This window comes from Marinomonas vulgaris (assembly GCF_018145875.1).
Classification (GTDB): Bacteria; Pseudomonadota; Gammaproteobacteria; order Pseudomonadales; family Marinomonadaceae; genus Marinomonas; species Marinomonas vulgaris.
In genome coordinates, this window is the sequence record NZ_JAGSSV010000001.1 from 452,095 (window position 1) to 478,579 (window position 26,485).

Here is a 26,485-nt window from a genome sequence, read left to right on the forward strand (position 1 = left end):
ATACTTTGTTAAAAAGCGACGTCATTAAGACTGAGTCTATACTCGTCTTATTTTTCTTTTTCGCTAGGAACGCCTTATGGTAATGTTACTCGTAACACTAGATGACGTTTTTCCGACACAAAGAGCACTGGTATGAAAAAGAAACGCCCTACGCTGCAAGACGTTGCCGACCTAGTCGGCATCACCAAAATGACCGTCAGTCGTTTTTTAAAAAACCCAAACCAGGTGTCGATACCCTTACAAACAAAAATTGCTGATGCGTTAGAAGAACTCGGCTACATTCCGAATCGCGCCCCCGATATACTGTCGAAATCCAAAAGCCACGCCATCGGCGTGCTCTTGCCTTCGTTGACCAATCAGGTGTTTGCCGAAGTCATTCGTGGTATAGAAAGCGTAATTGAGCCCGCCGGCTATCAAACCATGCTCGCCCACTATGGTTACAGCCAAGAAACGGAAGAAACTCGTATTGCGACCTTGTTATCTTATGGGGTGGACGGCTTAATCATTTCGGAAAGCTACCACACAGAACGTGTCCGTAAAATGCTGGCTGTGGCTGGCATCCCTGTTATTGAAATCATGGATTCGGTATCCCCTCCAATCGAACAAGCCATTGGCATTGATAATCAAGCAGCCGCCTACGCCATGACAGACTTTATGATTCAACGTGGACGGCAAAAAATTGTCTATTTCGCGGCGCGTATGGACCAACGAACCCTACTCAAAATCCAAGGCTACGAAACCGCCATGCGCGATCATGGCTTAACCCCTCTGTGCTTGAAAACCCAAAGTGCTTCGTCTTTCACGCTCGGGGCGACGTTTCTACAAGAGGCACTGGCCCAACAGGCAGACACGGATGGCATTTTTTGCACCAATGATGACTTAGCCATTGGCGCCCTGTATGCGTGCCAAAAAGCTGGCATAAAAATTCCTCAGGACATCAGTATTGCAGGCTTTCATGGCCACGATATTTCTCGAGCCATGGTTCCGTTATTGGCAACAGTGGTCACACCCCGAGAAGAAATGGGACGCCTCGCTGCTGAACATTTACTGTCTCGGTTAGCCGGGCAGCCTATTTCACAAACCGTCATAGACTTGCCATTTCGTATCGAACCGGGTGAGAGTATTTAACTCGCACTCTTTTTTCAAATGACCACGCAATAATTACTCGCTGTTCTCTGAACTAAGCTCGGTTTTTAATGGTGTTTTCGTATTCTATGCTTGATCGCATAGTGTGATTTCACCCTAATAACGAGCACTCTATGACCACTCACACAACACCTTCTTCTCATACTGAGCTAATCGCTCAAACATTACAATCTGCCGCGATTCCCGTTTTGTCTCGAGCCTCTATTCGTGAGCTGGTGTCGCTTGTCAATCAGCTGGAAGCCGTGACAAGGATGCGTTATGTAAGAATGGAAATGGGCGTACCTGGATTGCCTGCCCCCAGTGTGGGCATTGATGCGGAGATTGAAGCGTTGCGCAGCGGTGTCGCGTCTCGCTATCCTATGCTCGAAGGGGTAGCGCCGCTAAAACAAGAAATCAGTCGTTTTTGCCGTTTGTTTATGAACATCGACGTTGATCCAAACGGCTGCTTTCCGACCGTTGGCGCAGCGCAAGGAGCGTTGGCTGCGTTTTTAGTCGGCAATCGCACCAAAACCTCTGGCGCAACCCTGTTTATCGACCCTGGTTTTCCTAACCAAAAACGCCAACTTGATATGATCGGTCAAGAATGGGGCAGTTTCGATGTTTATGAGCATCGTGGAGAGGTATTACGACCTGCTTTAGAAGCACATTTGTCGTCGGGAAAATACACCACCATGCTGTATTCCAACCCTAACAACCCTGCATGGATTTGCTTTGACGAACAAGAGTTAAAAATTATCGCCGACGTAGCCTCACGCCATGATGTGATCGTGATTGAAGATTTGGCCTATTTCGGCATGGATTACCGAGCAGACTACACCACTCCAGGGCAAGCGCCTTATCAGCCTAGTATTGCCCATTACACCGATCAATACATTTTACTGATTTCCAGTTCCAAGGTGTTCAGCTACGCCGGCCAACGCATCGCCAGCTTGGTGATTTCTGATGCGCTCTATCAGCGCCATTTTCCGTCTTTGGAAACCAATTTCCATCAAACACAATTTGGTAAAGCCATTCTATTTGGCACCTTAGGAGGGCTCACCGCAGGTGTGACTCACTCAACACAATACGGTCTTGCGGCCATGTTAAAAGCGGCTAACGAGGGTGAACTACCCTTTTTGCATCTAACGAAAGTGTACGAGCAAAGAGCGGCAAAAATGAAAGCCTTATTTGTTGAGCATGGCTTTAGCCTTGTTTACGACGAAGACAACGGTATCCCGCTTAGCGACGGCTTTTACTTTACCTTTGCGTTTACTGGCATGGATGGGGATGCCTTGCTGGAGGGATTACTTCATCATGGGATCAGTGCCATTTCATTGGCCAACACGGGGTCAAATAGAGTCGAAGGTGCCAGAGCCTGCGTGTCTCAAGTCAAAGAAGACCAGTTACCAGACTTAGCGCAACGGCTCGCCGCGTTTCAGCGGCAATTTGGCTAAAAGAGTCGCTTTGTATTAATCGATAAGGTTATGTTCAATAGCGTATTTAACCAAGCCCGCCGAGCTATGGATATCCAGTTTATTCTTGATATTCTGGCGATGGGTTTCCACGGTGCGAACACTGATACTCAAGGTGCTGGCGATCTCTTTATTCGATAACCCGATCGCCACCTCTTTGAGTACAGCGATTTCACGCTTACTCAATTCGTCGCATTGCTTGGGCGCAACGGAGGGTGAAAACAAAGCCTCAGACGCGCCAGAGCTAAAATACGTGCCACCTTGACAAACAGTACCAATAGCTTGAACCAATTCTTCTGACGACACATCTTTAAGCACATAGCCATTTGCTCCCGACTGTATCAGCGACAAAATATACTCTTTATCGTTGTGCATACTCAGCATGAGCACCTTCACTTTAGGCTGCTCGGATTTGAAACGCTTGGTGGCTTCTAATCCATTAAGCACAGGCATAGACACATCCATTAAAACTAGGTCTGGCTGAGTTTCAGCGGCTTTTTCTAAGGCTTCCAATCCATTCGAGGCGGTGGCAATAATATCGATATTGTCTTCCAGTTCTAAACGAGCCTGAAGACCATCGAGTACCAACATATGGTCGTCGACCAAAAGAACTCGAATTTTTTTTGTCATGTTTGTTGCTCTTTTAAATACATTAAAGACGCTGCTCAAGGGGCAACAGCGCATGAACCTTGGTGCCTTTTCCGTGCTGAGATTCTAACTCAAACTCTCCACCAACCAGTTCCAGCCGCTCGCGCATATTAATCAAGCCAATGCCAGAATACAGAGTAGATTTTTGTGATAACCCTTCACCATCGTCCGCACACTCAAACAATACATGCCGTTGTGACTGCATCACCTGCAAAGATATGGTGCTAGCATTGGCATGTTTCTCAATGTTGGTTAAACATTCTTGTGCCAAACGGTACAGGGTGATTTCTATCTCATCCGGTAGCGTTATAGAAACATCAAAACGATAGTTTATTTCAATCTCTGTTCGTTCCGTAAACTGCCCAATCAGTGCCATGAGTGCGGTATCTAGCCCTAAATCATCCAAGATCGTGGGTCGCAAATTGTGCGAAATTTGTCGTACTTCGCTGATAGTCTGGTTGATCAAGTCACTGGCTTTGTGCAGCTCTTGCTCAACAATGTCTTTATCAAGCTCTCGTTTTAACTTTTTTTCCGCCAACTCAATGCGGAACTTACAACTGACTAGGAGCTGATTAATACCATCATGCAGCTCTCGAGAAAAGCCCCGTCGTTCACTTACTTGCCAACGCATAAAGCGTTGAACCAGTTCTTTTAGCCTTGAGTCGGCTAATTTATGTTCATGAAGGTTGATCGCCAAACCCAGTAAAATCACCAGAATCACCGTCACCACCACCACTTCAATAACGGTCGTAAAACTGTCTTGAATGTTACTATTCATAATGGCTTTGGTTTTAGCTAATTCAGCGTACACATCATCCAAATATAAGCCGGTGCCAATGATCCAATTCCATTTGTCTATGGCTACCACATACCCTATCTTATCTTCTTGTCGCATTAAGGGGGGTTTTTCCCACACATATCTGTGGTATCCGCCACCCGCTTGGGCTTCGCGAATCAAACCTTGGATTAGATAATTGCCCGTTCTATCTTGAAAGCCCCACAGATTTTGCCCTACAAAGTCAGGTTGCGTTGGGTGCACCAGGTTTCGCCCGAGCATTTCATAGGCAAAAAAATAGCCGTCTTCCTCGTAACGTAATCGACCTATGATGTTTTTGACTAATCGCTGTGCTTCTACCGTGCTTAAGGATTCGTCCTCTAGAATCGGTTGAATTTCTGACATGGCAATACTAACGTAATTTTTCAGTGCCTTTTTCTTAGCATCAACCAGGTTAAATTCATAAATAGACAATTCTTCCGCCGCTAGGTCACGCGCCGATTGTAAGCCGAGGTAGGTAATAATGGCGGTCGCCACGATAAGCGGCGCAACCGCCAGCAGAATGATTTTACTTTTTAAGCCCACACAAACACTCTTTTTGATAGGAATACCAAAAACAAAAAAAGCGGGGATAATCCCCGCTTTTGATTGTTCTCGCTCAAGGTAAGGCTAGGTTAGCCCATTCCGTACCAAGCAGGGAAGACCATAATACTGATCAACACCAAAACTTGAATAGCGATAAAGGGCGTTACACCTTTGTAAATATCAGTAGTACGCACCGAATCCGGCGCCACCCCTTTGAGATAAAAGAGACTGAAACCAAAGGGCGGGGTTAAGAAAGAGGTTTGTAGGTTCATCGCAATCAAGATCGCGAACCATACCATGTTCACACCCAATGCTTCGGCAACAGGCGCCAATATAGGCACAATGATGAAAGCAATTTCAACGAAGTCGATAAAGAAGCCCAAGATCAAAATGGCAATCATGGCTAGGATAATGAAGCCCCATTTTTCACCAGGAAGATTTAACAATACTTCTTCAACGATGTAGTCACCGCCGGTGTAACTAAATGCCATAGAAAAAGCGGTTGCGCCCATTAAGATAGCAAAGACCATTGCGGTGACTTTAACGGTTTCTAAACCACTGTCGTACAACATTTTCCAGCTAAACTGACCATAAATAAGTGCCAAGATCACCGCACCTACACCACCAAGAGCCGAAGACTCTGTAGGTGTCGCAATACCGGTAAAAATAGAACCCAGTACGATCAACACCAAAGCAAGAGGCGGAATAATCGCTTTTAATGCACTGCGGATTTGTTGCGCACGGGTTTCATTATCCAAATCTTGTGGCATCGCTGGCGCCATTTCCGGCTTCAAGAAAGTCAAAATCAAGATATAAAGAATATAACAACCGATCAAAATCATGCCTGGAAACAAAGCGGCTTGGAATAAATCCCCAACCGGAATGCCCAATACATCGCCCAAAATAATCAAAATAATAGACGGAGGAATAATTTGGCCTAGCGTACCCGAGGCACAAATAGTGCCGCAGGCAAGGGATTTGTCGTAGTTATACTTCAGCATAACAGGCAGGGAAATCAGACCCATGGCAACAACACTGGCACCAACCACACCAGTAGACGCGGCTAATAAAGCACCTACCAAAATAGTAGAAATCGCCAAACCACCACGTACACCACCAAAGAGTTTACCCATGGCTTCTAATAGCTGCTCTGCCAAGCGGGTTTTCTGTAACACGATCCCCATAAAGACAAAGAGTGGTACCGCCATCATAACGGTATTTTCCATGTAGCTTTGAATACGGAATGGCATAAAAGCAAACATGTCGAAACCTTCCGCAAAAACACCGAAGATTAAGGCGATACCACCAAACGTAAAGGCAACAGGGAACCCTAGCAACAACAGCACTAGGGCAACGAAGAACATGATTATTCCAATCATAAAAAACCTATAAACTTAAAATAGAGACAAGAATCAATGTTGAATCGGAGGGTGAGAAAAGCCCTCTTGGCTGACGCCGCGCAGTACGTTAATACAGCGAATTAGCATACCTAAACCACTGATCGTCATTGAGAAAAAGGCAATAGGAATAACCGCTTTAATAATCCAGCGATAAGGCAAACCACCAGGGTCACCACTGGTTTCACCAAGAACGAATGCCTCATGCGCAAACCCGACACCGTAGTAACCAACCACTAGCGTAAAAGGCAGCAAAAAGAACACACATCCAAATAAATCAATCCAAGCTTTGCCACGGATGGATAAATTTTCATAAATTAAATCCACACGAACATGACCACCGTGTTGAATGCCATAAGGAATGCCCAATAAGAATATCGCAGCGTATAAATGCCACTCTAATTCTTGCATACCAATAGAGACATCATTGAAGGCATAACGCATCAATACGTCGTAAAACACATTACATAACAGAGCAATAAAAAGCACGGTAGACAGCACGCCTAACGCATTAGAAAAACGAGTGATTCCTCGTTCTAGGTGGATTAACAACATTACAAACTCCTAGAAAAAAGCATGGCGAACTCTGTGGTTCGCCATGCTTAGAGGTTTTATTCCGCTAAACTGTCAACGCTATCAAGGTAGGCACGATCAGAGATATTCGTCCAAACTCGAGCTTTTTTCAGGTAGTTCGCTTGAGATTCCAAGATTTCTTTCGCTAAAGGATCTTCTGCTGCTTTTTCATCAAGCAACTCTTGATTGGCCTTTTTCATTGCGACAAGAACGTCTTGTGGGAAGGTTTTCACCTGTACGTTCGGGTACTCAGTTTTCATGGTTGCCCAGTTAGCTGCGCTCTCATGGTAAGACTGAATGTACATATCGTAAGACGCTAGCTTCATAGATACACGCAAGATTTCACGTAGATCGTCTGGAAGTTTTTTCCACGTACGCTGGTTTACAAGGAACTGAAGCTCTGTTGCAGGCTCATGCCAACCTGTGTAGTAGTAAGGCGCGATTTTATGGAAGCCCATACGCAAATCAAGTGACGGTCCCACCCACTCTAGTGCGTCGATAGTACGACGCTCAAGGGCAGTATAAAGCTCACCAGATGCGATGTTGGTTGGCTTAGCGCCCAATTTTGCCAATACTTCACCGGCAAAACCTGGAATACGCATTTTTAGACCTTGAAGGTCTTCAAGGGAATTGATTTCCTTTTGGAACCAGCCACCCATTTGGTTACTGGTGTTACCACCTGGGAAAGAAAGCAAGCCAAATGGTTCGTAGACTTTCTCCATCAATTCCATACCACCACCGTGGTAGAACCAACCATATTGTTCAGGTGTGATCATACCGAAAGGCATCGTAGTGAAGTACAAGGTGTTTGGCACCTTACCTTTCCAGTAATAAGACGCGGAGTGACCCATGTCGTACTGGCCAGAACGCACCATATCAAAGATGCCTAAAGGCGCTTTGTGTTTGTTGGAAGAGTCAATGGTGATTTTTAAACGCCCGTTGGACATTTCTTCAGCGATGCGAGCCATGTTGCGAGGCGCTTCACCAAAAATAGGGAAGTTAGATGCCCATGTTTCTGCCATTTTGAGTTTGTACACTCGGTCTGCTGCAAAAGCAGGCATAGACATGGCGGTAACAGTAAGGGTTGTTGCTGCGATGAGAGTCGTAAATTTTAAGGATTTCATTATATTTATCATCCTGTTGTCTTAGTTTTTTATTATAGAAGATCGAACAGGGTGGATAATCGCGCAGATAAATAGTGTAAACAATTCGTACGAATACCGATCACTACGTAATAAGTACGTATTTCACTAAGTATTAATACGTAGGAACACAAGAAAAAGTTATTCCCAACAAATATCCGCTAATGACTCAAAACTGGGCTTGGCAAAGTAATACCCTTGAAAAAGGTGAATCCCCATGGTTTGTAATGTGTGAAATTCGGCTTGTGTTTCGACCCCTTCAGCGATCACAGTCATGTCGAGCTCGTTAAACAGATTGACTAGGTTTCTCACTATAATCTGGCGTTTTTTATCCTGATCAATGTTTCTCACCAGCACCATATCGATTTTAGTCAGATCCGTTTTTAGATCCGCCAACTGATTTAACCCGTTAAAGCCGGAACCAAAATCGTCGGTGGCGGTTAAAAAACCTTGTTGTTGATAATGGCGAATGATGGATTCTAAATGCCCACTGTCGGTGATCTGCTCGTTTTCGGTAAATTCAAAAATGATTTTTTCTTTGGGAAAATGGAACTCTTCAGCAGCATTTAGTGTGGTACGAATGCACAACTCTGGTTTGTACACTGCATTTGGTAAGAAGTTAATACTGAGAAAACTGTCTTTTTGAACGTTCAGCTGAGCGGCCAGCTTAATGGCTTTGATTCGACAACTTTGATCGAATCGGTAACGATTGGTGTCATTTACATGTTGGAACACATGAAACGCGCCTTCGTTATTTAAGCCGCGAACTAAGGCTTCTTGGGCGAAAACGGTATGAGTCTGGGTATCGATAATAGGCTGAAACGCCATGGTGAAATCGAACCCTAAATCCACACCCGAGGCACACTCACTGCAACCTAACTTACGAAAATCCGGCTGTTGCGGCATACGAATCACCCTCCAATCTGGTAATGACATTTATGAATAATATTAGTCATGATAGATGTTCAGACGCGGGAAAGAAATCCTAAAAAGTGAAGAAAATACTTAATATGGCATGATGTTCTCGATGGACAAAGGTCACGTCCAGCTCAAATGATCGCGATCTTTTGGTCAATTTTTAGCACAACCCATGAAATCGCCCTACTATCTCTCGGTTTTTTACGCCACCTATGCTTTGATAAATGTCTTATTAGGAAGTCGACCTGCAAGACAACAATGAAATCACAAGGGATGTTTGACGATGAAACCATTTGCTTTTTTAATCTTAGTTAGTCTGTTTTTGTCAGGCTGTGCGTCCACGGCAATGATACCCAGCCACCAGGAAAGCAACGTAGATGTGGATGTTTCTATTGATAACGCCACCCCCATCCTCGTTGTAGCGAAAGACGGCAGCGATGCCTTGATTACCAAGCGCTACCTACCCGATATCGTCAGCACGCTTCAAACTCGTGGTTTTACAGAGGTAGCAGCCATAGCAAACAGCGATACAGCGAAAGCAGCAGACACACTACAACTGGTTGTGGATTTCAGCTCAGAAGTCAAAACCTATACTAAAAAAGTGCCCATTTTCAATCACAGTCGAAATATCCCTTATGTTGTATGCCATCGCAACGCCAGCTCAGGTAAACGCACCTGCGTAACCCGTTTTCATCATCGCATGGAGCCCATTGTAAGCGGCTATAACCTCATAGAAACCGAAACCACCCTTTACCGTCTTGATTACCAGCTAAAAGACCAATACAGCAAGGTGATTTTAGACGCCACTCACTCTCTCTCCAACGATCATTGTTCAAAGTGGAAAATGTTTGCTTTGTTAGCTAAAGAAGCCATGATAAAGGCCGATTTCAGTCAGCCGATAGACCGCTCTTATGACATAACAAAACCCACTGGCGAAAACTGCCAAACGCCTTAGTCCGTTAAGGTAAGCGCTTTTCATATTGCTAGAAGTGCGTTTAAAAAAACTCTCACTTGACAGGGTCTCATTATTTGCACATTGTAACAATTATACCCAAGGAAATAGAGGGTTTATTGATCGCTCACACGAATAACTGCTTACATATTGGTTATAATTATGAGTCAACTATTTCGTTTATTTTGTCTGGACTTCAAGATATGTTTTTCAATTCTGAGTTAAAACAACACAATAAAGCACTGACGCAACAGCTTGAAGAAAAAAAAGCGTCGAATCAACTAGCGATGCAATCCATGCAGGCAAAATTAGATGTTGTCACAGCTGAACTTGATCTTTTAAAGAGTCAATCTGGCGGTAACGATCAGCTGATCCGCTATCAATTACGTGGTGGCGAAATGCTTAACTCCATTCGTTTCGGTCTAGCGGACAGCGCTGAAAACCTCATTTCAGAACGCAAAAGCATGGCTAAACTAAACGATGTTTTTGATGAGACAAGAACTGCTCTTGTACGTTTAAGTGAGCGTGCAGGTCTTATCAATACTCAAGCCAGCGACAGCATGAACGCAGCAAACGTTCTGGACAAAACGGCAAACGACATCAGTCAGCTAGTTTCAAGTATCCAAGAAATTTCTTCTCAAACCAATTTGCTTGCCCTAAACGCCGCCATTGAAGCAGCTCGCGCTGGAACGGCAGGACGTGGCTTTGCCGTTGTTGCAGACGAAGTGCGAAATCTAGCAGGCAAAACACACAGTGCCAGTGAGCAGGTAGAAAACCTCGTAAAGCAGGTTATTTCTCAAACAGAAGAAATTAAGGGCATGGTCAACCAGAACAAAGACAGCGCGCTGGATATTTCAGCATCGTCTGTACAGATTGATAAAGTAGTTGATCATGTGATCTCTCGTTCTGATCACATGCAGAAAGTCATCAGTGTTGCCGCGACCCACTCTTTTTTAAATACGGTTAAGCTTGATCACGCCGTATGGAAAAATGTGGTGTACGATCGCATCAACAAACAAAAATTTGATGAAGAAGTGAATCAGCATACAGAATGTCGTTTAGGCAAATGGTATTACGAAGGATACGGCGGTCGTCATTTCCAAACCTCGTCCAGTTTCAAATCCATTGAGGCGCCACACAAAATCGTGCACGACTCTGGCCGCAGTGCATTAAAAGCGGCACAACTTGGCAAGACCGAAGAAATGCTTAAGCATCTCGATAAAATGGAAACCGCCAGCCTACAGATTATCGTTCACATCGATGACCTCATGGCAGAAGTTCAAGAGAAGTAAGTTTCCACATTATTTAAGGCCCAAGTTAAGGGCCTTTTTTATGCGTCCCCTCCTATCAGACCTGAGATGAAAAACTGGCCCATCGGAACTTTTTTAATTGCCGACACTCTCAATGCTTGGTTTTATTCACCATAATCGATACTATTTTTTTACACTATGAACGGTTTTAGGCTATTGATTAAATGGGGAAAAGGCTATGCTAAGGCGCATTATTACCTTGACTGTTCTAAGAGAAACGACACGGCTCGTCATCGAACCGTTTGTTAGGATAACAACCATGTTTGCACAGCACATTCATATTTTATTACCGATTACTGGAAAGGAGTTTTGCCCTTGAGCTCACTAATTTGGCTACCCTTTCTGCCTTTGTTAGGTACTCTGGTACCTTTACTGTTTGCGCGTTTTAGTCGCACCGCTTGCGCTTTCGCCACCGCCGCTTTACCGGCACTGACTCTATTTTTGATCTTATCCCATTCTGGCGACATATTTCATGGAGAGCGATTTCAAGCCGCTATTCCTTGGATTCCCGCCATTGGTTTAGAGCTCGCTTTTCGCCTTGACGGCTTAGCCTTGCTGTTTTCTATCTTGATTTTAGGCATAGGTTTACTGGTTATCTTGTACGCGCGTTATTATTTGTCGGCGCAGGATTCCATCGGTAAATTTTACGCTTATTTAATTCTCTTTATGTTCGCCATGCTTGGCGTGGTCATGTCAGACAACCTCATTCAGCTGTGGTTTTTCTGGGAGCTGACCAGCATCAGCTCCTTCTTATTGATCAGCTTTTGGGGGCACAAAACCGAAGCTCGTAAAGGCGCTAGAATGGCTCTGACTGTTACCGGTGCCGGTGGTCTAGCTTTGTTGGCAGGGCTGCTGATATTGGGCGATACGGTTGGCAGCTTCAGCCTACAAGACGTTCTCGATAATGGCGATTTAATCAAAGCCAGTGCGAATTACCCTGTTATTGTGGTATTGGTTCTGCTGGGAGCGTTTACTAAATCTGCACAATTTCCTTTTCATTTTTGGTTACCAAATGCCATGGCCGCGCCAACGCCGGTCAGCGCCTACTTACACTCAGCTACTATGGTAAAAGCCGGTATCTTCTTGATGGCGCGTTTTTATCCGGCTTTGGCCGATACCAATCTCTGGTTCCTCATTGTCAGCTTAACCGGCCTGGCCACTTTCTTGGTCGGAGCTTACATCGCTTTGTTCCAACATGACCTAAAAGGCCTACTTGCTAACTCCACCATCAGTCATTTAGGTCTAATCACCCTACTGCTTGGTATGGGGACAGACTTAGCCGCCGTAGCGGCCATTTTCCACATTATTAACCACGCGACCTTTAAAGCGTCGCTGTTCATGGCCGCGGGGATCATTGACCACGAATCCGGCTCCCGAGACATGCGCAACCTCAACGGACTGTGGAAATACATGCCATACACGGCCACCTTGGCCATGGTTGCTTCCGCCTCCATGGCGGGGGTGCCTTTGCTAAACGGCTTCTTATCAAAAGAAATGTTCTTCACCGAAACCTTGCATCAAGCGTCGCTTGGCTCCTTGTCTTGGATTATCCCTGTCTTAGCAACGCTAGGCGGTGTCTTCGCCGTGGCCTACTCAACACGCTTTATTCATGATGTGTTTTTCAATGGCGAGCCCATCAATTTGCCTAAAACCCCCCATGAGCCACCACGTTACATGCGTGTTCCGGTGGAAATTTTAGTGGCGCTTTGTTTGGTGGTAGGAATTTTCCCAAGTCTAATAGTCGGTGATTTATTACTGTCGGCGGCCAGCGCCACCTTAAACGGTCCAGCGCCAAGTTACAGCCTAGCTATTTGGCATGGTTTTAATTATCCGCTATTAATGAGCGTGATCGCTCTGATCGGCGGCTTATTTATGTACTACAGTCGTTCGCATTTGTTTAAATTCCAAGCGCAATTTCCCACCAGCGATCCTAAGCTGGTTTTCGAAAGTGTAATTCAATTCCTGACCAACAAGGCGGCACGTATCATTGCAGCGACAGAAAATGGCTCTCTACAACGCTATATTTTCTTCGTGCTAACCTTTGCAGTGATCATGACGGCATCGTCTTTGATGAAGCTCAATACCACAGCAGGTCAACGGACAGAAATACCGCTGGATGCCTTGTCCATTACTTGTGCTGTGCTGCTATGTTTGTCCGCACTGGCAACAGTTATTTGGCACCGACGTCGTGTTATTGCCTTGCTTACTCTATCGGTCGTTGGCCTGATTGTATCTTTGGCGTTTGCCCAGTTCTCTGCTCCCGACTTGGCACTGACGCAGTTATCGGTTGAAGTAGTGACGGTAATCCTGTTGATTCTTGCGCTGTTTTTCTTGCCTCAAAAAACACCCAAAGAATCCTCTCCCCGTCGTGTAGTTCGTGATCTTGGGTTAGCGTCCTTGATTGGTGGCGTAATTGGTACCATTTGTTACGCCCTTATGACTCGACCGTTGGACACCATCTCAACCTTCTTCACCGAGAACAGCAAAACCGGCGGGGGTGGTACCAACATAGTCAACGTCATTCTGGTGGACTTTAGAGGCTTCGATACTTTAGGTGAAATCACCGTATTAGGCATCGCTGCGTTGGGTATTTATAAACTGATCGCCCGTATGCGTCTTTACATGCCATCGAGTGATGACAGCGGCTTGCCTTGGTCGGAAGATCGTCACCCTATTTTGCTCACCGTGATATCTCAAAGTTTGTTGCCGCTGGCTTTATTAGTGTCGGCATACATATTCTTACGAGGACACAACATGCCTGGCGGTGGCTTTATTGCTGGCTTGATTACTTCTGTGGCCATTATTCAACAGTATGTCGCCCATGGGGTGGAATGGATCAAAACCCGTATCAAATTGGATTATCAAATTATGATAGGTTCTGGTATCGGTATTGCGACGCTTAGCGGCTTAGGCAGCTGGGTCTTTGGACATACGTTCTTATCGTCTTGGTTTGATTATTTTTACTTACCGGTTATTGGCAAATTCGAACTTGCCAGTGCCATGATTTTTGATCTGGGCGTATTTCTCACCGTTGTGGGTGCCACCATGTTGATTCTGGCTAACCTTGGCCAATTAACCACCAGTGAACGCCCTGTTCAAAAGGAGCATGATTAATGGAAGGTTTGTACGCATTCTGCGTTGGATTATTAACCGCCTGCGGTATTTTTCTTGCACTGCGTGGCCGCAGTTTTTCTGTGGTCATTGGGCTAACACTGTTGTCTTACGCCGTGAACTTGTTCTTGTTCGCCAGTGGTCGGCTTAAGCTCAATGCCGCAGCGGTATTAGGTGAATCGGAGCAATACAGTGATCCGCTCCCCCAAGCGCTGGTGTTAACTGCCATCGTCATCGGCTTTGCCATGACCGCCTTTGCGGTCATTCTCGCCATGCGCGCCCGAGCCGATTTAGGCAACGATCACGTGGATGGCACCTTACCCACTTTACCGAACGACCTGCAGCAAAAATCTGGAGGAAACCAATAAATGCAGCACTTAAGCATTTTTCCCATCCTGATTCCTTTGTTGTTTGGCGCCATTATGCTGCTGCCGCCCATTTCTCGTGATGCCAGCTCGCAACGCATTGCTTCTATTATTGGCACCTTGTTTATCATGTTGTCTTCGGCTGGCTTGTTGTTTCAAGTCGCCACAGAGGGCGTACAGATCTACGCATTAGGCGGCTGGCAAGCGCCTTTCGGCATCGCACTTGTGGCCGATAAGGTTTCAAGCTTAATGGTATTATTAACAGGATTTTTGTCCTTCGCTATTATGCTGTATGCCGTGTCTGGACAAGACAAAGGTGGGGCGTATTTTCATCCTCTGTTTATGTTCCAAATCATGGGCATCAATGGCGCCTTTCTAACCGGCGATATTTTTAACTTGTTTGTGTTCTTTGAAGTGCTACTCATCGCTTCTTATGCCTTGCTAATACACGCCGGTGGCAAACAAAAAACCCAGGCCGCATTGCATTATGTAATTTTAAATCTTGTCGGTTCTAGTCTCTTCTTATTCGGTCTTGGCATACTTTACGGCACCCTCGGCACGCTTAACATGGCGGACATGGCAGTTAAAGTTGGGCAACTCGAAGGCGAAACGGCAACATTGGCTAAAACTGGCGCTTTGTTGCTGCTTGTGGTGTTTGGCTTAAAAGCCGCCATGCTGCCTATGCACTTTTGGTTGCCCAAGACCTATGCCAGTGCCAGTGCGCCAGTCGCTGCGTTATTTGCCATTATGACAAAGGTCGGTGTTTACAGTATTTTTCGTGTTTACACGGTAATATTCGGCGAAAGTGCAGGAGAATTAGCCAATATCGCCACTCCTTGGCTATGGCCATTAGCGCTTCTGACCATTGCGATTGGCACCATCGGCGTATTTGCCAGCCCAGGTATTAAAACCTTAAGCGCAAACTTGGTGATTATCTCCAGCGGCAGCTTACTGGCTTGTGCGGCCATTAACTCTGAAGAGGCTACGTCGGCGGCGTTATATTATATGGTTCACAGTACCCTCGCCTCAGCCGGTTTGTTCTTACTCGCGGATTTAATGGCAAGACAACGAGGCAAGGCCGAAGATCGTTTTGTACGCTCTCGACCTTTTGTACAGCCTAGACTAATGGGCTTTGGCTTCGCGATACTTGCCTTGTCCCTTGTCGGAATGCCCCCATTATCAGGCTTTGTCGGTAAGGTGATGATTTTGCAATCTACGCAATCTAACGCCCAAACCATGTGGTTGTGGCCGTTAATACTCATCGGTAGTCTGGCGGCATTGATCGCTTTCTCACGAGCTGGTACGACGCTGTTTTGGCGTCACAATGGCTCTGTCGCGGCAGAAGCTGAGCCAGCGAAACCTTCTGAGGTTGCCGGTATCGTTTTACTGCTATTGGCGTCACCATTATTGGTTTTATTCGGCGGTGATGTCAGCGAATTCACTCAGCAAGCGGCTCACTATCTGCACGATATTAACGCTTCTGCTTACGCTTTATTGCCAGGAGTTGCCCCATGAAGGTTTTTCCTATGCCAGTCCACAGCTTGCTGCTTTTTGTAGTGTGGCTGCTGTTGAATAATTCGGCCAGTGCCGGCCATATTGTTCTGGCGCTATTTTTTGCGGTGACCATCCCTTGGCTTGTGGCTGATATGCGGGACGAGCACCCTAAAATACTCAAACCTTGGCTGGCTGTACGCTATATATTGATGGTGATGAAAGACATAGTGACGGCGAACGTTGAAGTCGCGCTCTTAATTATAGGCCCAATCAAAAAATTACAGCCTGGCTTTGTCGCCATTCCTATTAACATTGACTCTGACCTGGGCATCACCATTCTTGCTAGTACAGTTTCATTAACACCTGGTACCGTCAGTGCTGAAGTCTCTAAAGATAAAGCTTGGCTCTATATTCATGCCTTGCATTTAGATAATGAAGCAGAATTAATAGCCTCGGTGAAAGAGCGTTATGAAGCGCCAATAAAGGAGATTTTTGGATGCTAAGTTGGACAATCATCATAGTGGCTGTGTGTATCTGTGTCGCCTTGATTTTAAACTTATGGCGGTTGTTAAAAGGGCCAACCATTTCAGATCGAATCTTAGCGCTGGATACCATGTACATCAACGCCATCGCCTTGATTTTGCTGTATGGCATTTATGTCAAAAGTGCCTTGTATTTTGAAGCGGCGGTACTTATCGCCATGCTAGGATTTGTCAGTACCGCTGCGCTATGTAAATACTTACTACGCGGCGACATCATAGAATAATAGGATTCAGTATGCCTTTTTATCTTGAAGTTATTGTTTGTGTGTCTTTGCTTATTGGTAGTGTGTTTTTGCTGATCGGTTCTTATGGTTTGGTGCGATTGCCGGATATTTATATGCGCCTACACAGCCCGACCAAAGCCTCCACTTTGGGCATCACGGGCATCTTGATCGCCTCCATGGTGTTCCAAAGCCACTTGAAAGGCTTTTTGTCGATCCAAGAGCTGCTGATTACGCTCTTTTTGCTAATCACCGCCCCTGTGGCTGCCAATATGATCGCTAAAACAGCCCTACATCAACGGATTAAGTCCTTGGACAAAACTCAAAATCAAGAACTTATGGAAGTCATTCGCGATCGTGAGACACCTAGTACTCCGAAGGACCCGACATAAGTAATTCGCCCATATCGAGGTTTTCCATCGGTTTGTAGAAATAATAACCTTGGAAAATCTCGCACCCTAACGATGCCAACTTCTCCACCTGTTCAGCGGTTTCAACGCCCTCAGCCACTATCCCCAAGTCCAAGTTCTTTGCCAATTGGATGATGGTTTCACAAATTTTTCCGTCTTCTGAGTGACTATCGCATTCATTCACAAACGATTGATCTATCTTGAGAATATCCAGTGGCAGCTTTTTAAGATAACTGAGTGACGAATAGCCCGTACCAAAGTCATCAATAGAGATCTTAATGTTCAGCGCTTTCAACTCAGCCATCACCTCAATACAACGTTCAACGTCGCTGAGCAATACGCCCTCGGTGATTTCAATTTCCACAAAACGCCCATCAATGTCGTACTCTGCCATCTTTGCGGCTATGTAAGGCACCAGAGTTTCCGACACCAGGTGCCGCCCCGATATATTCATCGCGATAGGTACGCACTTGGCACCTTGATCGTGCCACATTCGACACTGTGCAAAGGTATGATCGATCACCCACTCGTCAACAATAATAATCAGGTTAGATTCCTCCGCGATGGGAATAAATTCCGCCGGTGAAATCAAACCCTTAGTAGGGTGATTCCAGCGAATCAGTACTTCTAACCCCATAATATGACCTTGATGAACCGACACCTTGGGTTGATACACCAGATAAAACTGATCCGACACCAAGGCTTCATTGATTTCTTTTTCAAAACCGAATTTCTGTGTGGCCAAATTGGTCATATCGGGACGGAAAAACTGCGCGTTATCGCGGCCCTTTTCTTTCGCCCAATACATAGCGATGTCCGCTTGTTGAATCAGTTGATCAGCGTCCAAACTTTGTTCATTAGTGAAGGCAACGCCGATACTGGTCGGAATCGTGTAGTACTGTTCATTCAAATGAATGGGGGCACGCATCACACCTAAAATGGTTTGCGCCCGTTCGGTCAATTCTGCTTCGCTGACCTTTTCGGTGACCATCAGCACAAATTCGTCCCCGCCCCAGCGGGCAATCACATCACTCTCGTCCGACACCGAGCGAAGTCGCGTCGCCACTTCGCACAACAGCTCGTCACCGGCTTTGTGCCCTAATGTGTCATTGATGATTTTGAAATTATCTAAATCCAGAAATAGCAAACCAACCGATGTTTTCTGCTTAGTGGCGAACAAGAGTGCACTCACTAAAGAATCCATTAAATAGGTTCGATTGTATAAACCTGTTAATGGGTCGCTGTACGCCAACTGTTTTAATCGTTTTTGCAATTTGACTTGCCGCGTCATGTCGCGAATATGAAGCGTGTATTCGCTATCTGTTGAGCTTTCTGTGTTCGCTTTGGTAATAGCAATTTCAGCGGGAAAGGGTTGATTAGATTCACGCTGTAATCGAAACGGGTTACGACGATTCAAGATCAAGCCAGTTGAAGAGGAAAAGCCGGAGTGCAGGCTAGTGGATATTTTATATCGATCTTCCTCTAAAATGAATAAATCGATAAAGCTCCCGCCTCGTACCTGTTTTTTCAAACAACCAAAAGTACGCTCCGCCGCAGGATTAAACTCCATCACCGAACCGAAACGGTCTATGGTCACAATGCAGTCCATAGAGGAATTCAGAATCGCCGACTTACGCACTTCACTTTCTTGAAAGCGCATCAGGGCATCGTCTCGTTGAGTAATCTCACTGTTGACCCGATTGATGACCTGATTGTATTTTTGCGCGATTTGACCCACTTCCGTAAAAGGCTCTTCAGGAACCGGAGTCGAAAAATCCGCATGATTTTGTTGATATTGCATGGAGGTTAACAAATCAAACATTTCCGTAGTCGCTCTGTGTTCGGCTACGTTTAACCCTTGCTCTTCTTGCTCTCTACTCGCTCTCAACGGCATAACTTTGTTCAGCAGCCACATACCGGCAAAGCCAATAACAAAACAGTACAAGCCAATCGAGACAATACCCAGCGCCTGCACACCCAGCTGCTCCATGGTGCTCAAACCGTTGGCAATTTTATCCGTCTGACCAAACAAGGCGACGCTGAGCGTGCCCCAAATACCAGCAAATAAATGCGCAGGTACTACATCTAGCGCGTCGTCTAGTCGCCATCGTTCCATCAAAAGACTGCCGTAATACACCACGACGCCAGACACAGCACCGATCACGATCGCCGCCCCAGGTGACACAATGTGACAAGCGGCGGTAATGCCCACCAGCCCAGCAATGGTGCCATTGAGAACAAAACCGACTTCAATATAGCCATCACGAATGTAATTGATCGCTGCCGCGACTATGCCGCCCCAAGCGGCTGATATGAATGTGTTAAGAATAATCAGCGGCACCGCATCCGTCAGCGCAAGCGTACTGCCGCCATTGAAACCGAACCAGCCAAACCAAATCAATAAGGTTCCCAAGGCAGACAAAGGCAAATTATTTCCAGGAGGAAGACGAATGCCCTCTTCGAATCGGCCCAAGCGAGGCCCTATGATAATAATAGCCGCCAAGGCGACCCATCCACCGACCGAATGCACCACGGTAGCACCAGCAAAATCAATAAAGCCTAGGGATTCTAGCCAGCCTTGAGAACTTTCTGAAGTAAACGCACCAGACCAAGCCCAATGACCGACAATCGGGTAAATCAGAGCACTCAACACACAGGTGATGGACAGATAGCCAACAAACGTCATGCGCTCCGCCACCGCACCCGATGTTAAGGTGGCGGCCGTACCGCAAAACATCATTTGAAAAATAAAAAAGCTGATCTCCCACGGCGTGTGGGTATCATCAAAAAAGAAATGACTGCGTCCGAACAAACCCACTACCGAGTCACCGAACATGATGCCAAAGCCAAATAACCAAAAAATGGTCGTCGACACAATAAAATCAGAAATATTTTTTGCCGCTACATTGATGCTATTTTTACTGCGGATACGACCGCTTTCTAAGCATAAAAAACCGGCTTGCATCAAAAAAACAAAGGCCGAGGTTACCAATAACCAAGAGTACTCTTCCATAGACATCCTAAGCGGTTAAAATCACTGACATGCGCCACATCGGCTGTTCATCAAACGCCATTACAGTGCAAAAAAACACCATTGCTATCATTCAATAGTTACGCCAACTTTCTATAACGTTTCTATTTAAAACGTAACAAAACAAAAAGGCCAGTCATAGACCAGCCTTTTATCTTCTTATTCTGTAACGATTATCTCAGCACTCTGAGAAACACCGCATCAATACACGGCTAACTGAACGTCATTTGATAATCGCCAACGGCAAGGTAATCGGCTTCCCGCTGTAGATTGGCCAACGTGAGTGGTCGGCCATCTAACCAGCCAGATAAAAACTCAGCATGAATCGTTTTTCCTTCTGCTTTTAAAGTGAAGATTGGCATGTCGCCTTCTTTGCGATCATTGTGCAAAAGAATCGATAAACGCAGTAGAATCGACAATCGATCCAAGTCTTGCTGGTCGCTTTTAGTAAAACGGTAATCTACAGACTGAGTGAATTTTCGACGATGCCGTACAATTAAATTCGCTAAAGCCTGTTGCTCTTGTTGCGAAAATCCCGGCATGTCAGATTCACGAATAATATAGGCACCATGTTTATGGTAACGGCTATGGGAAATGCCGACACCCACTTCGTGTAACAACCCGGCCCAGCGCAGCAAGTCTTCACTGGAAATATTGTTGAGCCCCCAGCTTTCTTTTACCTGAGCCAGAGCAGATAACGCCGTATTTGTGACTAACTTCGCTTGCTCGGTATCAATGTGATATTGGCTCAACATGTAGTTTACCGTGCGCTCACGGATATCTGAGTCGGCATAGCGCCCCATGATGTCGAACAAAACACCTTCTCGAAGCGCACCGGTGGAAAAATCCATTTGTTTGATATCAAAACACTCAAACACCGCGGTTAAAATAGCAATGCCTGCGGCAAAGGTGCCTTTGCGCTCGGGTTTTAGACCAATCAACTCCAAGTTATCTGCGTGACCGGCAGCAAACAAGGCCTTCTGAATTTGCTTCAACGCCTTGGCGGTTATGCCTTTTTTGCTCCAGTTGTTTTCCTTGATGATGTTGTAAGCGGCTTTGATTGTGCCCGAAGACCCTATCGCCAAGTCCCAAGTCTCATCAAGGTAATCATCTTGGATGCTTAACAACTCCAAACGAGCAGCGGTCACGGCTTTTTGAAAATTCAGCTTATTAATAACGCCATCTTCAAAGAAACGCTGCTTAAAGCTGACACATCCCATATGAAGGCTTTCTGTCAAAATTGGATCGAGCTGTTTGCCAATGATAAATTCCGTACTACCACCACCAATGTCTACCACCAAGCGTTTCGATTCACCATGATCCATGGTGCGTGCAACGCCCACATAAATAAGACGTGCTTCTTCTCGACCAGCAATAATCTCCACTGGGTGGCTCATTATGTCCATGGCTTTACCAATGAAATCATAACGGTTTTTCGCCACACGTAATGCGTTGGTGCCGACAACTCGAACCGAACCCGGTGGCATATCTTCTATCACCTGAGCAAACTGCGCCAAACAGTCTAGGCCACGTTGCTGAGAGTCGTCATCTAAATGTCCATTCACCAGCCCTGCCGCCAACTGTACCTTGTCACCGTATTCACCCGTAATGCGTAACTGACCGTGGGTAACTTGTGCTATGACCATATGGAAACTATTTGATCCTAGATCAATGGCTGCAATTTTTTCAAAAGGAAAGTCGTGAGATTGTTGCAAAAAGAGTGATTGCATTCAAAAAGCCTTAGGTTGCCGACGTCTTAATTAAAGTAAGAGTATAGCAGTTCCCTTGGTATGTCATTGCTATCGAAACGGTAGAATTGACCTCTACAATTGTGATGTTTCTGTGACAATGATAGGTGTTTACTAAAAAGCAAGAAATACACTGGGTTGGGCGAGCAATAACTTCGCAATAAGCACCAAAAAAGCCTAATTTGATCAAAAAACTAGCAGAAAATGTTTTTTTCCTAAATTTGACTATAGACCTCACGTTTAACTCGCACTATAGTAGCAATGGTCTTAATAATGACATTGCAGGATGCAAATCAGATAAGATCCCAATCAAATTGTTTCGCGCTGTATTGGCTCAGCCCTACCCGGGCTAATGTAAATCAAAACAAAATTTAACCCTGTGTTTTTATTTACATGCCGAATAGCTGATATATTGTTAAATACTTCCAGACACCTATTATTGTTAATGATTAACCATAATTCCGTCATTCTTCCTCAAATGAGCTAATACAAAACCCGTTTATGAACCTTACCGACTTAAAACAGAAATCAGTACACGAACTTTTAGAAATCGCAGCAGAAATGGGCCTAGACAATATGGCTCGTTCCCGAAAACAAGATGTTATTTTTTCAATCCTAAAGCGTCATGCAAAAGGTGGGGAAGACATTTACGGCGACGGTATTCTAGAAATTCTTCAAGATGGCTTTGGCTTTTTGCGCTCTCCTGACAGCTCTTATCTGGCCGGCCCTGACGATATTTATGTTTCGCCAAGCCAAATCAGACGCTTTAACTTACGCACAGGCGACACCATTGCCGGTAAGATACGTCCACCAAAAGACGGCGAACGCTACTTTGCTCTATTAAAAGTTAATGAAATCAACTTTGATAAGCCTGAAAGTGTTCGAAATAAGATCCTGTTTGAAAACTTAACACCGCTGTTTCCTGATGAACGCTTACTAATGGAAGCGGGTAACGGCTCTACTGAAGATGTGACTTCTCGTATTATCGACCTCGTTGCCCCAATGGGTAAAGGTCAACGTGCCTTGGTGGTTTCTCCACCAAAAGCCGGTAAAACCTTCATGTTGCAGAACATTGCCAATGCCATCACTCGCAACAACCCAGAATGTCATTTGATCGTATTATTGATCGATGAGCGCCCTGAGGAAGTCACCGAAATGTCTCGTACCGTTCGCGGTGAAGTGGTGGCCTCTACGTTTGATGAGCCACCAGCACGTCACGTTCAGGTGGCTGAAATGGTAATCGAAAAAGCCAAGCGTCTCGTTGAACATAAGCGCGATGTGGTTATTCTGCTGGATTCTATCACTCGTTTAGCACGTGCTTACAACACGGTTATTCCATCCTCTGGTAAAGTATTAACCGGTGGTGTGGATGCGAATGCACTAGAACGTCCGAAGCGCTTTTTTGGTGCTGCTCGTAACATCGAAGAAGGCGGCAGCTTAACCATCATCGCTACCGCTTTAGTGGATACAGGATCCAAAATGGACGAAGTTATCTTTGAGGAATTTAAAGGGACAGGTAACTCAGAATTGCACCTTGACCGTAAAATTGCTGAAAAGCGCACCTTCCCAGCGATCAATATCCGTCGCTCTGGTACACGCCGTGAAGACTTGTTGACATCTGAAGATGAATTACAGCGCATGTGGATCCTGCGCAAGCTACTAAACCCAATGGAAGATGTCGCCGCCACGGAGTTCTTAATCGATCGCTTAAAAGTCACACAGACCAATGATGACTTCTTTGAATCGATGAAAGGCAAAAATAAATAAGCAGATTTTCTGCTGCTGGAAAAACCACTTCTTTTAAGTGGTTTTTTTTTACTTATACACACGGTTTAATGGCTTTTAACGGCTACCTTTTATTACATCAAGGCAAGCGCGATTTATTTTGGAGTAATTTACATGAAAGAGATTTCCGCGACGGTTAATACGGTTGAGTTGGTTAACCATAATGTTTATCAAGTTGAGTTAACCGTTGAAAATCTGACATTTTCAGCTGGACAATATCTTATGGTGGTATTGCCTAGTGGTGAGCAAGTGCCTTATTCCATTGGCAGCGCTCCCCACGAGCTACCTAACTTAACCCTGTACGTGTTGGTTTCTGATACGGGATCGTTAGCTCATAAAGTCATTGAGCACATTAAATCCAGCGACAAAATCACCATCAAAGCACCAGGTGGCGATTGTCATCTCAGCAACGGCGTACTGGATACGCAAGCTGAACACATTCTGCTCATTGCTGGCGGCACAGGCTTTGCTCAAATCAAAAGCTTGTTCAGCGCGTTGGTCGAACAAAATTACAGCGGCAAGGTGTCTTTTTATTGGGGTTTACGTACCGCAAACGATGTATTTGCTCAACAATGGCTAGAAGACGCTCACAAGTATTCGCCCTTCACGTTAGACGTAGTGGTAAATGAGCCAAGCGAACAATGGCAAGGACGACACGGTTGGTTGTACGAAGCCATTCTTCAAGATCACCCAGACCTTAGCCAAAGTGCGGCCTTTATTTGTGGCTCAGTGGGTATGGTATACGGCACACTGGATCAATTAGAACAAAAAGGAATGAGCCAAGATCGCTGCTTCTCTGATGTTTTCGCCTACGCACCACGTCCAGAAAAGCCTGAACTATAAGCAACAACGGCTCGCTCCATGTACTGATCTCTGTAAGAGCAACCTGACATATAATAAAAAAGGCTCCAATCTAGATGGGAGCCTTTTTTTATTACATCTAGTGTAACCAAAAGATCAAACGGCTTTCGCGCATACCGATTGCCACAAGACGGTGATGTTTTCTTGATCCGCCTCCACCACGCCTTCCACTTCAAGTGTCTCATTTAATACAGCAGTAAAATTTTGGTCAAACGCTTCTTTACCTTCCCCTTCAACACTGCTGTGTAAACCCAGTAACCCCAGCAAATAAGCGCAATAGAAAAGCTCGTCGCCTTCCTCAGCTTGGTGTTCCATTTCTCGTAAAGTGTCGCATAACTGATCGGCACGTTCTGAAAAAGTCATGGTCATAATCTATCTCGTGTTCCTGTATTCTTTGAGGGCAATAAATCAATAAAAAAGCCGGGATGGGTCCCAGCTTTTCAATGAATTGCTATCTTCGTTGAGCTTGCCTAAAGAGTCAAATTAAGGCTTTAAATTCAAGGTGTCTAAAGTCCGTGCACGAACAGATAATAGTAAGTCGGTATCTTCAATCAATGATTGTCCATACGATGGTACCATTTCTTTCATTTTTTCCTGCCAATCGCTCTCTTTTAAACGCTCTTGGAAGCAGCGCTCTAAAATACCTATCATGGTATTTACTGTCGTCGATGCTCCTGGAGACGCACCAAGAAGTGCCGCCATCGAGCCGTCTTCTGTAGCAATGGCTTCGGTTCCAAACTCAAGTTTGCCGCCCAGCTTATCGTCTTTCTTAATGATTTGAACACGCTGCCCTGCGTAGGCGAGTTTCCAATCGGCATCTTGTGCTTCAGGGAAAAACTGACGCAAGGATTCACAACGGTCTTTGTGTGACTGACGCACTTCACTGATAAGATAGCGGGTTAAATCCATGTTATTTTTGCCGACACTCAACATAGGTTTAATATTGTTCAGCTTGATACTTTTCGGTAAATCCCAGAAAGACCCAGTTTTCAAGAATTTAGTCGTAAAGCCAGCAAAAGGGCCAAAGAGAATGGCTTTTTTCCCATCAATGATACGAGTGTCTAAATGAGGAACAGACATTGGTGGCGCGCCAATCGGGGCAGCACCATAAATTTTCGCAAAATGCTGCTCAACCAGTTCAGGTTTTTCACATACTAACCACTGACCACTCACAGGGAAGCCACCGTAGCCAAAGCTTTCTTCTACTCCAGCTTTTTGCAGCAATGGTAATGCTCCACCGCCAGCGCCTAAAAATACGAATTTTGCATCAACAGTTTTACACTTACCATTTTGCTCAATTGTCACGTCCCAGCGGCCATCTTTGCGCTTCTTCAGGCTTTTCACATCGCTGTTTACAGATAATTCAAAGTTATCTTGGCCCATCAACAGGGTGCTCATATTACGAGCTATTGCACCGAAGTTTACATCGGACCCATGCTCTACTCGTGTCGCCGCAAGAGGTTCGCTATTATCACGATTCCTCATCACCAATGGCATCCACTCTGCCATTTTTTCACGATCTTCGGTGTACTGCATTTCTTTGAACGCTGGGTGCGCACTCATTGCCGCATGGCGTGCTTTGAGTTTTTTGACGTTACTCTCACCCCAAACAAAACTTTGGTGAGGCACGCGATGAATAAACTCTTGTGGTTGAGGCATCAAGCCTTTTTCCACTAAATAAGACCAAAACTGAAGGCTGATTTCGAAAGCTGCGTTGATGTTAACAGCCTTGTCGATGTTAACCGTGCCATCTTTGTTTTCAGAGGTGTAATTTAGCTCGCAATAAGCGGCATGGCCTGTACCAGCATTGTTCCAGCCATCCGTACTTTCTTTTGCCACACTGTCCAATCGCTCCACCATTAACATGGTCATGCTAGGATCGAGTTGCTTGAGTAACACTCCTAGGGTTGTGCTCATAGCACCACCCCCGACTAGTAAAACGTCTACAGAATTTGAGGTCATATGATTTCGCCGTGTCATAGCCAATTGGGAATATGAGAGTGATGTAGAAGAGGGGCTT

Annotated in this window: 22 protein-coding genes and 1 pseudogene; 13 read left to right on the forward strand and 10 right to left on the reverse strand. The window is 45.4% G+C overall.

Annotated elements, in window-relative coordinates:
- Window positions 1-132: 132 nt before the first annotated feature.
- The gene (gene gntR / locus J9B83_RS02170) at window positions 133-1,128 is read left to right on the forward strand and encodes a gluconate operon transcriptional repressor GntR (protein WP_211535074.1); all 996 of its coding nucleotides are present in this window, start codon (window positions 133-135) and stop codon (window positions 1,126-1,128) included.
- A gap of 131 nt (window positions 1,129-1,259) precedes the next feature.
- Entirely contained in the window at window positions 1,260-2,579 is a 1,320-nt protein-coding gene (locus J9B83_RS02175) for an aminotransferase class I/II-fold pyridoxal phosphate-dependent enzyme (protein ID WP_211535075.1), read from the forward strand.
- A 15-nt stretch (window positions 2,580-2,594) separates the two neighbouring features.
- Here J9B83_RS02175 and J9B83_RS02180 read toward each other — a convergent pair whose 3' ends face one another.
- From J9B83_RS02180 to J9B83_RS02205, 6 genes are all read right to left on the reverse strand, one after another.
- Window positions 2,595-3,227 (reverse strand): response regulator transcription factor, encoded by a 633-nt coding sequence (locus J9B83_RS02180; RefSeq protein WP_211535076.1) that lies wholly within the window; start codon window positions 3,225-3,227, stop codon window positions 2,595-2,597.
- Window positions 3,228-3,249: 22 nt separating this feature from the next.
- Window positions 3,250-4,605 carry a cache domain-containing protein gene (locus J9B83_RS02185; RefSeq protein WP_211535077.1) on the reverse strand — a complete coding sequence of 452 codons (1,356 nt, stop codon included), beginning with the start codon at window positions 4,603-4,605 and terminating at the stop codon, window positions 3,250-3,252.
- A gap of 89 nt (window positions 4,606-4,694) precedes the next feature.
- Window positions 4,695-5,984, reverse strand: a complete 1,290-nt coding sequence (locus J9B83_RS02190; RefSeq protein WP_211535078.1) for a TRAP transporter large permease — start codon at window positions 5,982-5,984, stop codon at window positions 4,695-4,697.
- A 33-nt stretch (window positions 5,985-6,017) separates the two neighbouring features.
- Window positions 6,018-6,557 (reverse strand): TRAP transporter small permease subunit, encoded by a 540-nt coding sequence (locus tag J9B83_RS02195; protein WP_211535079.1) that lies wholly within the window; start codon window positions 6,555-6,557, stop codon window positions 6,018-6,020.
- 56 nt (window positions 6,558-6,613) lie between these two features.
- Window positions 6,614-7,699 carry a TRAP transporter substrate-binding protein gene (locus J9B83_RS02200; RefSeq protein WP_211535080.1) on the reverse strand — a complete coding sequence of 362 codons (1,086 nt, stop codon included), beginning with the start codon at window positions 7,697-7,699 and terminating at the stop codon, window positions 6,614-6,616.
- A 159-nt stretch (window positions 7,700-7,858) separates the two neighbouring features.
- Window positions 7,859-8,623, reverse strand: a complete 765-nt coding sequence (locus tag J9B83_RS02205) for an EAL domain-containing protein (protein WP_211535081.1) — start codon at window positions 8,621-8,623, stop codon at window positions 7,859-7,861.
- Between the two features lie 295 nt (window positions 8,624-8,918).
- Here J9B83_RS02205 and J9B83_RS02210 point away from each other — a divergent pair, with 295 nt between their 5' ends.
- The 9 genes and pseudogenes from J9B83_RS02210 to J9B83_RS02245 all read left to right on the forward strand — a co-directional run bounded on the left by J9B83_RS02210 (window position 8,919) and on the right by J9B83_RS02245 (window position 17,022).
- Window positions 8,919-9,590, forward strand: coding sequence for a hypothetical protein (locus J9B83_RS02210; protein WP_211535082.1), 672 nt, complete (start codon window positions 8,919-8,921; stop codon window positions 9,588-9,590).
- A 461-nt stretch (window positions 9,591-10,051) separates the two neighbouring features.
- A pseudogene (locus J9B83_RS16060) lies at window positions 10,052-10,459 on the forward strand (methyl-accepting chemotaxis protein); the annotation flags it as partial.
- A gap of 42 nt (window positions 10,460-10,501) precedes the next feature.
- A complete protein-coding gene (locus J9B83_RS16065; protein WP_236037070.1) occupies window positions 10,502-10,879 on the forward strand; it encodes a CZB domain-containing protein in 378 nt (125 codons plus the stop codon).
- Between the two features lie 333 nt (window positions 10,880-11,212).
- On the forward strand, window positions 11,213-14,011 hold the full coding sequence (locus tag J9B83_RS02220) for a monovalent cation/H+ antiporter subunit A (RefSeq protein ID WP_211535084.1): 2,799 nt from the start codon (window positions 11,213-11,215) through the stop codon (window positions 14,009-14,011).
- Window positions 14,011-14,376 carry a Na+/H+ antiporter subunit C gene (locus J9B83_RS02225; protein ID WP_211535085.1) on the forward strand — a complete coding sequence of 122 codons (366 nt, stop codon included), beginning with the start codon at window positions 14,011-14,013 and terminating at the stop codon, window positions 14,374-14,376. The genes J9B83_RS02220 and J9B83_RS02225 overlap by 1 nt, the downstream gene beginning before the upstream one ends.
- On the forward strand, window positions 14,377-15,888 hold the full coding sequence (locus tag J9B83_RS02230; protein ID WP_211535086.1) for a monovalent cation/H+ antiporter subunit D: 1,512 nt from the start codon (window positions 14,377-14,379) through the stop codon (window positions 15,886-15,888). It begins immediately after the preceding gene.
- Window positions 15,885-16,370: a Na+/H+ antiporter subunit E gene (locus J9B83_RS02235; RefSeq protein WP_211535087.1), complete on the forward strand. Its 486-nt coding sequence runs from the start codon at window positions 15,885-15,887 to the stop codon at window positions 16,368-16,370. Before J9B83_RS02230 ends, J9B83_RS02235 begins: the two co-directional genes overlap by 4 nt.
- A complete protein-coding gene (locus J9B83_RS02240; RefSeq protein WP_211535088.1) occupies window positions 16,364-16,633 on the forward strand; it encodes a K+/H+ antiporter subunit F in 270 nt (89 codons plus the stop codon). Before J9B83_RS02235 ends, J9B83_RS02240 begins: the two co-directional genes overlap by 7 nt.
- 11 nt (window positions 16,634-16,644) lie before the next feature.
- Entirely contained in the window at window positions 16,645-17,022 is a 378-nt protein-coding gene (locus J9B83_RS02245; protein WP_211535089.1) for a Na+/H+ antiporter subunit G, read from the forward strand.
- On the opposite strand, the gene amt is transcribed toward J9B83_RS02245, so the two are convergent.
- Together amt and J9B83_RS02255 are read right to left on the reverse strand one after the other, a co-directional pair.
- Entirely contained in the window at window positions 16,997-20,053 is a 3,057-nt protein-coding gene (gene amt, locus J9B83_RS02250; protein ID WP_211535090.1) for an ammonium transporter, read from the reverse strand. The genes J9B83_RS02245 and amt overlap by 26 nt on opposite strands.
- Before the next feature lie 230 nt (window positions 20,054-20,283).
- A complete protein-coding gene (locus tag J9B83_RS02255) occupies window positions 20,284-21,801 on the reverse strand; it encodes a Ppx/GppA phosphatase family protein (RefSeq protein WP_211535091.1) in 1,518 nt (505 codons plus the stop codon).
- Window positions 21,802-22,320: 519 nt separating this feature from the next.
- On the opposite strand from J9B83_RS02255, the gene rho reads away from it, so the two are divergent.
- Window positions 22,321-23,586: a transcription termination factor Rho gene (rho, locus tag J9B83_RS02260; RefSeq protein WP_211535092.1), complete on the forward strand. Its 1,266-nt coding sequence runs from the start codon at window positions 22,321-22,323 to the stop codon at window positions 23,584-23,586.
- Between the two features lie 132 nt (window positions 23,587-23,718).
- Window positions 23,719-24,447, forward strand: a complete 729-nt coding sequence (locus tag J9B83_RS02265) for an NAD(P)H-flavin reductase (protein ID WP_211535093.1) — start codon at window positions 23,719-23,721, stop codon at window positions 24,445-24,447.
- Between the two features lie 114 nt (window positions 24,448-24,561).
- Here J9B83_RS02265 and J9B83_RS02270 read toward each other — a convergent pair whose 3' ends face one another.
- Window positions 24,562-24,834: a hypothetical protein gene (locus tag J9B83_RS02270; RefSeq protein WP_211535094.1), complete on the reverse strand. Its 273-nt coding sequence runs from the start codon at window positions 24,832-24,834 to the stop codon at window positions 24,562-24,564.
- Window positions 24,835-24,948: 114 nt separating this feature from the next.
- The gene (gene mqo / locus J9B83_RS02275; RefSeq protein WP_236037045.1) at window positions 24,949-26,427 is read right to left on the reverse strand and encodes a malate dehydrogenase (quinone); all 1,479 of its coding nucleotides are present in this window, start codon (window positions 26,425-26,427) and stop codon (window positions 24,949-24,951) included.
- Between the last annotated feature and the right edge of the window lie 58 nt (window positions 26,428-26,485).